Raw genomic sequence first — 6,659 nt, forward strand, 5'->3', positions numbered from 1 at the left:
CTTTTATTTGGCTAACTTCATTTTACAATCTTCCACTATTATTAAATTTATAGATTTAATTTTTTGTCTATAAATTTTATCGCAAAAGCAATGGTGTTAAGCTGCAATTACATTAAAGAAGTTCTAAAGTCATAATTTTTTTCAAAAGCTTTTAGCGGGAAATTGATTTCTATAATTTCCCTTAGCATCAAATCACCTCTCCTATTTCTTATATAATTAAACTCAACTAACTTATATCAAGGGGGTGACTTCCTACAAGAAGAAGGAGGTCTACATCCTCTACTGTGTTTGCTCTTCAAGGCAACTTGTCAAGTTTAGGCAAATTATCAAGAGGACTGACAAGGATGCCTTTGTCACAGTTTCTGACACTTCAGAGATTCTTGGCAAGGGCTTCAAGGAGCTTTCTATTTAATTAACTTTGTGCAAAAACAAAACCACGACTTTATGGTGTCCCATTAAGCCGTGGTTATTTTTTTATAAGTTTTTACAAGTTTATAATTTTCTACAAGTCCATAATTATTTACAAAGTCATAAATTTTTTCAAACTTCATAATTATTTGCAAACTTATAGTTTTTTACTAAGTTCATAAATCTTCATAAGTTCATAAATTTTTTCAAAGCCACAAATTTTTACAAACTCGTAGCTTTTTATAAAGTCATCCCTCTTTACAAAGTCATTAAATCCCACAAACCTATGCCATTTGACCGGCTGTCAAGTAAATCCAAATCAAGGCCCAATCGTAAATCATATGAACTAAATAAGTCACTGTCAAATTCTTTGAAAGGACATAGGACATGGTAAGGCCCGTTCTTATTATTGATATCACAAGGACTGCCTGGAGGATGTTGAAGTTGTAAGTTGTCAGGTGCATGGCTCCAAATATAAGTGATGACACAAGGATTGCTACTAGGGTCTTTAACTTTTCATTTCTTGTCCTCAACTTGTTAATCACAAACAAGAAGGGAATTATAAAAATTATTTCTTCAGCGATAAACTGAATCATAGTTGAGACAATAAATCTCTTTATATTATCATCATTCAAGATGTCAAAAATTGGATTTGCTGACCCCTGAATTCCCATTTGCGCCATTGCAATTGATGCAAGTATAACTGCCACAAAGGAAAATCCAAGTCCCAGCAAAATGTATAGGATGTCCTTCATCTTTAAGGGCAAGAAAATTTTTAAAATAAATTGCCTATCCACCACCCAAAGGGCCACTAGGCACAAGGCACTTATTAAGAGGGCAATTAGGATTTCATTTTTACTTCCCAAGAGTTCAAAAATCAAACTCACCAAAAAGAAGGACCCTATAGAAAGGATGAAAGACAGGACCCACTTCCAAGTTTTGGCCTCTATGCTTGGATATCTTCTCTTATATTTATTCAAATTCAATCAATCCCCTATCAGTTAAAAGATATTGAAGAGGCTTGTCATAGTCTTCGTGAACAAGACTTTCAACGAATTGGTCATAGTAACCAATCCCCATCCTTATTGTGTCCACCTTGGAGAAAAACTTGTCATAGTAACCACCACCGTAGCCAAGCCTATAGCCTGCCTTGTCAAAGGCAAGCCCAGGTGTAAGAGTTAAGTCGACCTCTGTCACTTCTTCCCCATCCTTTGGTTCAAGTATCCCCATCTTGTTTGGCTCAAGGTCATCAATCCCCTTGACTTCAACAGCAATCATCTCGCTCCCCTTTACAAGGGGCACCAAAAGTTTCTTTCCATCAGCCAAGATGTCATCAATTATTCCCTTGGTGTCAACTTCTGACCTGTAAGAAATAAAAACAAAGACAGACCTTGCCTTCTTATAAAGATCAAGTTCCCTTAAATTTTTTCTTATCAACTTGTCCTTTAGGTCCTTGTCCTCAACCTCTGCCCTAACCTTCGTATATTTTTTCCTAAGTTCTTTTTTATCCATTAAAACTCTCCTTGTTCTCACAAATTTCTAAGTAATCACAATTTTTGCAATCACTTGTTGATTCATAATCGCCAGACCTAATGCTAGAAGTTAGTCTGACAATTTCAGCTTCAAATTTATCTAAGAGGTCCTTTAAATCTTCATCTGTCATATAATACCTACCCTTGTCATCCTTTGGTAGAAAGTCAGAGTTCTTTATCACAGTTGCGATTTCTCCCCTCTTAATGGACCCATAGTTAGCCATTGATATTTTCTTACCCAATTTTTTTCTCGCAATAGAGTAAAGTGGCATCTGGAAGGACTTCAACTCATCAATTTCCTTTTTCTTTTTGACACCTGACCTCTTGTAGTCCATGATGATCTCCCTGTCCCCAAGAGCATCAATCCTGTCAATTCTTCCCCTTATCTTTAGACCATTTATTTCTGTTTCAAAACCTTCCTCAAAGTAAGACGGCTTGTAACCATACTTGGCTTGACCCTCTAGGTCCTTCTTTATATAGTCCCCAAGAATTTTTTGGGAGTTTAGGACTGAAACCTTATCGAAGAAGGAAAGGTCATCGAAGTCCCCAAGATTTTCAACTTCCAAAATTATTTTTAATAATCTTTCTTCATCGAAGCCCTCTTCTTGCTTGAAGTAGCTTTCCAAAACCTTGTGGTAGATTTCTCCAACCTCAATAAAAAATCTGTCCTCGTAGTCCTTTTCAAGCTTGCCAATCCTGTAAACCCTCTCAAAGAGAAAGCGTCTAGGGCAGTCCTTTAGGATGTCAAAGTCTGTAACTGAGTAGGGTCTCTCAGAAATCTTCTTGTTAATCTCCCCAAGCTCACCTGCATCTATGAGATAAGAATTTTCTTTAACCTCACTTGTCCTATAGAGTTTCCCTGTTTCATAAATTTTTTTAACTTCCTCAACCTCTAGGTCAAGGTCAAGTATCAAGGAGTTCAAAAGTTTTGAAAATCCCTTTTCCCTGTCACCACAGAGGATCAAAAGCTTCTCTGCCACAAGTAAGTCATAGATTAAATAAGCGTAATCCCTCTTGAAATTATCTTTTATAAGTCCAAGCTCTTCCATGGCTGCCTGACTTTCCTTCTTGTAGATGAAGTTTGCCCTCTTGCCATCTTGGTAGGTCTCGTCGAAGCCAATTAAAAATAAGTTTTTAAACTTTCTGTAATAGTTGGAGGCTTGGTTTGAAATTTCAATCCCTTCAAGATTTTGGACTTCATCAAGCCTAATCTTTTCCATATATTTTTTGAGGATCAAGACAAAGTCACCAAGGTCAATAGACTTATAAAATTCTTTCAAGCCCTCCATCTTTATAAAGGCTTGGTCAAGTTCATCCAAAAATCTTTGATCACGAATTCTTGGACTTTCAGGGTCCCTTTCAAGAACCTTTTCTATTTTCTCCCTAGGACCTTCTAAATAGTTTTTGAAAAATTCAAGATAATAAGAGACCTCTTCCCTTGGAGAAATCCTTTCATCCTTTAAAAGGTCCACTCCCCTTAAGAAGTCATCAAGCTCGCCCTCATTGAGCCTTAGGTCCCTTTGCTTTGAAAAATCTATGTCCCCTAAATTTTTAAAATTATATGCCATAAGACTTGATTCAAGATTAACTTCATCAAGCCCTAGAGGAAAGAAGGACATCCTAACTCGCTTTAAAGTATTCTCCTTGGACTTGTCGAGAAAATAATCTAAGAGACCAACGAATTCTCTCTCTAGTAAAGACCTCTCCTTCCTTGGCAGATTAAATTCAAGACCCTGAAACTTTTCTCTCCCCCTAATCTTCTCCGAAAGGCTAGGAGACACACTTAAAATTGTAAGGCCACTTACTGCTTCGTCCTTCAACAAAAGCTTCACATTAGAGAAAAATAAATTATAAAAATCATCCTTTGAGGACAAAACTTTTATCTTGGATCTGTCTATTTCTTTTTTGTAGTCAATAGGCTCTCTCTCATCAAGGTCAAAGCCATAGGATTTTAATTTTTTAATAAGCTCATCCACTAGACTTGACTCCATAAAGTTAAAGGGCAGGTCAATAAAAATATTTTTCCCTTCTATATCAGATAAGTCAGATAAAATTTTTATAATTTCTTCCTCAGTCTTGCCAAATTCCAAAAAGCCAGAAATTATTATAGAATCAAACTTGCTTGCCCTAATGGACTCTTCCTTGACCCTTCCATATATGTCGTAGTCCTTCGCAGCAAAGTACTCCCTATAACTTTGAAAGACCTTGGCAAGTTCAACAAAAAGCTCTCCAGGAATTTTCTCAAGGTCCCCTGGGTCTAAATAATTTTCTGCAAGCTCATCAAAAAAATCCAATACAAAGTCCACAGTCTCCGGAAAAATTTTAAAGGTCCTTATCTCTTCCTTCATAAGCTTTGACAAGACCAAATACTTTAAAATCCCATCAGGCCTCTTTGCCCTATTCCTTCTTCCAATCCCGTCAAAAGTTTCGAACTCAGTCTTATTTATGTCCATGCCCCTTCTAAGCATGTCCCTTATGTAAAAATTTATGGCAGATTGAGAGGGCAAGACCACAAGAGTTTTCTCGCCCCTTAAGTTTTCAAAATCTAAGTCCTCTCTTGGAGACCTAAAAATTATTTTTTTCATTTAACAAATCCCCTAAATTTATCTTAAAAATATCTTCCGCTATGTCCTTCATCTTACCCTCAGGAAGGTAGACAAAGGACTTGCCCCTTAAATCCTTAAAGGCATCTGCATCAAAAACGATGGCGTAATTGTGCAAGAACTGTGAGTCAAGTCCCCTCTCCCTAAAGACCTTGTTGACCCTGTCCTCACCATACTTCCTATCGCCAACAATGGCAAGGCCCACTTCCTTTAAAGATGCCCTAATTTGATGGGTCCTTCCAGTAATCAAGTTAACAGACAAAAGAGAGTAGTCCTTGTTGGACTTCAAGACCTTAAAGCCTGTGATAGCCCTCTTGCCCTCATCCCTTGAAGACTTCATCATCACATTATTGCCAGTTTTCTTCAAGTTTATATCAACATCAAAATCCCTAGTAACTTTGCCAGCCACAAGAGTGAGATAAAGTTTTTTAATCTCCCTCTTCTTAATAGCAGCATTTAAGTCCTGCAAAGACTTCAAATTTTTTGCCCCAATTAAGATTCCAGAAGTATTCCTGTCAAGTCTATTGACAAAGGCAGGCCTAAAGGACTTCTCAAGCCTAGGCTGGTAATCCCCCTTGGCGATGAGATAGTCCACCATCCGATCAAGGGCATTGTCTTGATAGCCTTTTGTATCGTTGTGGGTAAGCAAGTTGATGGGCTTCTTCACAAGAATGATGTCATCATCCTCGTATAAAACATCTGGCAACTTAGAATTTTTTGACTTCTTAATATCCTTTTTAAACTTCTCAATAGTCTCCTCTGCCAAAAATAATTTGATCTCGTCGCCCTCACTTAAAATGTCCTCAGGCTTTGCCCTCTTGCCATTGACCACGATGTTCTTCTTCCTCAAATTTTTATATAAAAAGGAAAGAGGTGCCTTCTCAAAATAAATTTTCAAAAACCTATCCAGTCTTCTTCCCTCATCGTTCTTATTAATAATAATTTCTCTCATAAAATCTCCAAACTTTTCATTTTACGGCTTTGCTGATATAATTATATCAAAACAAGAAGAAAAGAGGTTTATTTTGAATAATTTTAACAGAGGCAAACTCTTTTTTATTAAATTCTGCCAAGTTTTAATATCAATACTCTTCTTCCTCTTCCTAATTTTTGTAATCAAGTGGAGGATAGATACACTTTACTTAAAATCTATCACAACAAAAAATGTAAAAATTGGAATAGTAGAAGAAGTTAAAAAAACTTATGGTGACCTACTTATAGCAACAGGACTTAGAAAAGAAAAAATTGTTAAGCCAGTTGTCCTAGTAGATGATGATAAAAAAGATGAAAAAGACGAAAATGTAAACAACTTTACAGTTCCAGAAGGAACAAACCTAGATAGCCTTGGAGAACTTTTAATTTCCAAAGGACTAATTAAAGACCTGCCAACTTACAAGGCCCTTGCAGAAGACATGCAAATCGAAGGCAAGATAGTACCAGGCGCCTATGATTTCGACAAAGGCATGAAGGTAAAAGAAATCCTTGCAGAAATAGCAGGCATAGAACTAAAACCCTACAAGCTCAACATAGCAGAAGGAGAAGGTCCAGCCCAAGTAGGCAAAAAACTCCTAGACCTTGGCGCAATTAAATCAGACCAAGCCTTCGTAGCAGAATGCAATAGACTTGGAGTAACAGCCTTCGCACCAGGAGACCACGAGTTCACAATGCCAACTAAGGTAGAAAATATAATAAAAACATTGACACAAAACTAATCTGTAGGAAACTACAGATTTTTTTGTGCAAAGTTAGAGTAAAAGCTCTGCTTTTGGATTGTTTTAATAAGATTTATTATTTAATTAAGTTTTGTAAAGCAGAGCTTTACGATTTTCTTTCCGGAGGGGGTTAGGACCTTTCGATTGGTCCTTCCCCCTCCGGGCCACCCCCAACACCTTCAACGACCTGGCAGGGGCCTTTGCCAACAACCCCGAGCGGCAGCCAGCCTAAAAATTCAAAACTTGCTCGCTTCAAGTTGTTACAATCAAAAACTAATTATTAATAGAGTCAGTAACCATCTGGCTCTATTTTTTATTTGCGAGCTTCACGTGAACCTAATCAACTCAAAGTTCGCTACGCTCCTTTTCGTTGTAAGGTTCATCGGTTGAGCAATAAATTGCTC

General features: G+C 37.1%; 7 protein-coding genes. 2 read left to right on the forward strand and 5 right to left on the reverse strand.

The window, feature by feature from the left end:
* The first annotated feature begins 235 nt into the window (after positions 1–235).
* A complete protein-coding gene (locus HMPREF1864_RS08425) occupies positions 236–412 on the forward strand; it encodes a DUF2179 domain-containing protein (protein ID WP_255353773.1) in 177 nt (58 codons plus the stop codon).
* Positions 413–565: 153 nt separating this feature from the next.
* Here HMPREF1864_RS08425 and HMPREF1864_RS08755 read toward each other — a convergent pair whose 3' ends face one another.
* From HMPREF1864_RS08755 to HMPREF1864_RS06455, 5 genes are read right to left on the reverse strand one after another with little or no spacing between them, the layout of a single operon-like run.
* Positions 566–688 carry a hypothetical protein gene (locus HMPREF1864_RS08755; RefSeq protein ID WP_255353772.1) on the reverse strand — a complete coding sequence of 41 codons (123 nt, stop codon included), beginning with the start codon at positions 686–688 and terminating at the stop codon, positions 566–568.
* A gap of 4 nt (positions 689–692) precedes the next feature.
* Positions 693–1,394, reverse strand: coding sequence for a CPBP family intramembrane glutamic endopeptidase (locus HMPREF1864_RS06440; protein ID WP_231723515.1), 702 nt, complete (start codon positions 1,392–1,394; stop codon positions 693–695).
* Positions 1,381–1,920 (reverse strand): 5-formyltetrahydrofolate cyclo-ligase, encoded by a 540-nt coding sequence (locus HMPREF1864_RS06445; RefSeq protein ID WP_062571995.1) that lies wholly within the window; start codon positions 1,918–1,920, stop codon positions 1,381–1,383. The genes HMPREF1864_RS06440 and HMPREF1864_RS06445 overlap by 14 nt, the downstream gene beginning before the upstream one ends.
* Positions 1,913–4,525 (reverse strand): PD-(D/E)XK nuclease family protein, encoded by a 2,613-nt coding sequence (locus tag HMPREF1864_RS06450; RefSeq protein WP_062571996.1) that lies wholly within the window; start codon positions 4,523–4,525, stop codon positions 1,913–1,915. The genes HMPREF1864_RS06445 and HMPREF1864_RS06450 overlap by 8 nt, the downstream gene beginning before the upstream one ends.
* Complete coding sequence (locus tag HMPREF1864_RS06455; protein WP_062571997.1) at positions 4,506–5,495, reverse strand: RluA family pseudouridine synthase; 990 nt, start codon at positions 5,493–5,495, stop codon at positions 4,506–4,508. Before HMPREF1864_RS06455 ends, HMPREF1864_RS06450 begins: the two co-directional genes overlap by 20 nt.
* A 73-nt stretch (positions 5,496–5,568) precedes the next feature.
* On the opposite strand from HMPREF1864_RS06455, the gene HMPREF1864_RS06460 reads away from it, so the two are divergent.
* Positions 5,569–6,255, forward strand: a complete 687-nt coding sequence (locus tag HMPREF1864_RS06460) for an endolytic transglycosylase MltG (protein WP_062571998.1) — start codon at positions 5,569–5,571, stop codon at positions 6,253–6,255.
* Positions 6,256–6,659 lie beyond the last annotated feature (404 nt).

Origin of the sequence: Peptoniphilus sp. DNF00840 (assembly GCF_001553125.1) — a bacterium.
In the GTDB taxonomy this organism is placed as follows: domain Bacteria; phylum Bacillota; class Clostridia; order Tissierellales; family Peptoniphilaceae; genus Peptoniphilus_A; species Peptoniphilus_A vaginalis.

Excerpts from the sequence above, each read along its gene's own strand:
- HMPREF1864_RS06445 (WP_062571995.1), bottom strand. The coding sequence starts at position 1,920 with ATGGATAAAAAAGAACTTAGGAAAAAATATACGAAGGTTAGGGCAGAG.
- HMPREF1864_RS06450 (WP_062571996.1), bottom strand. The coding sequence starts at position 4,525 with ATGAAAAAAATAATTTTTAGGTCTCCAAGAGAGGACTTAGATTTTGAA.
- HMPREF1864_RS06455 (WP_062571997.1), bottom strand. The coding sequence starts at position 5,495 with ATGAGAGAAATTATTATTAATAAGAACGATGAGGGAAGAAGACTGGAT.